This is a genomic window from Rhodoferax sp. RT5P35, assembly GCF_056521385.1.
In genome coordinates this window covers 1-1,068 of sequence record NZ_JBWMAX010000333.1, presented here as the reverse complement: position 1 = coordinate 1,068, position 1,068 = coordinate 1, and the positions used below count along the sequence as shown (strand labels likewise).

1 protein-coding gene and 1 pseudogene are annotated in these 1,068 nt (G+C 68.5%); both read left to right on the top strand.

Annotated elements, in window-relative coordinates:
- Positions 1–260: pseudogene (locus tag AC097L_RS26100) on the top strand (dihydroxy-acid dehydratase); the annotation flags it as partial.
- Positions 261–270: 10 nt separating this feature from the next.
- Positions 271–1,005 (top strand): SDR family oxidoreductase, encoded by a 735-nt coding sequence (locus tag AC097L_RS26095; protein WP_479589591.1) that lies wholly within the window; start codon positions 271–273, stop codon positions 1,003–1,005.
- The last annotated feature ends 63 nt before the right edge of the window (positions 1,006–1,068 follow it).

The window sequence follows — 1,068 nt, the reverse complement described above, 5'->3', positions numbered from 1 at the left end:
CCGAAGCCGCCGCCGGTGGCCCGCTGGCCCTGGTGCAAGACGGCGACGAGATCGAGCTGGACGTGGCGGGCCGTGGCCTGCACCTGCACGTGAGCGACGCAGAACTGGCCCGCCGCCGCCAGGCCTGGGTGGCCCCGCCCGAGCCGGCCTCCGGCTACGTGCGCCTGTACCACCGCCACGTGTTGCAAGCCGACCAGGGGGCCGACATGGATTTCCTCGTCGGCTGCCGTGGCGATGCCGTGCCCCGCGATTCGCATTGAGGATGTCCGCATGAAAACCGCACACTACCCCAGCCTGGAAGGCCGCAGCGTGTTCATCACCGGTGGCAGCTCGGGCATCGGCTTTGCCATAGCCGCATTGGCGCTAGAGCGCGGCGCACGCATCACCATTCTGGGCCGCTCGCAGGCCAAGCTGGCCGATGCCCGCCAGCGCCTGGGCGGTGGTGTGGCCACCATCCCCATGGACCTGGGCGATGCGGCCTCTGCAGCCGCTGGCTTCCAGGCGCTGGGCGCGTTTGACTACTTTGTGTCTACCGCTGCCGACCTCACCTACAGCCCCCTGGCCAGCATGCCGCGCGAGAAAATTGAGCGCATGCTGGCAGGCAAGTTCTGGGGGCCGGTGCACCTGGTGCAGTTTGGCCTGCCGCAGTTACAGCCGGGCGGCTCCATCCTGCTGTTTTCTGGCCTGGCCGCCGACCGCCCTGCGCCTGGCACGGCGATGGTGTCAGCGCTGAACGCAGGCGTGGAAGGCCTGGTGCGGGCGTTGGCGGTCGAGCTGGCCCCGGTGCGCGTCAACGCCATTTCGCCCGGCGTGGTGGATACCGAAGGCTGGGCCTTCATGGACGAGGCCAGCCGCAGCGCCTTCTTTGCCAGCCTGGCCAGCAGCCTGCCCGCGCGCCGCATTGGCAGCCCGGCAGACCTGGCCGATGCCGCCCTGTTTGCGCTGACCAACCCCTACCTGACGGGCGAGGTCTTGCACGTCAACGGAGGTGGCAGCCTGGGCTGAGGGGGCAGCCATCTAGTTGCGAATAAAAACAGCCGCTAGCGCTTATATATTGGGCGGTAGCAG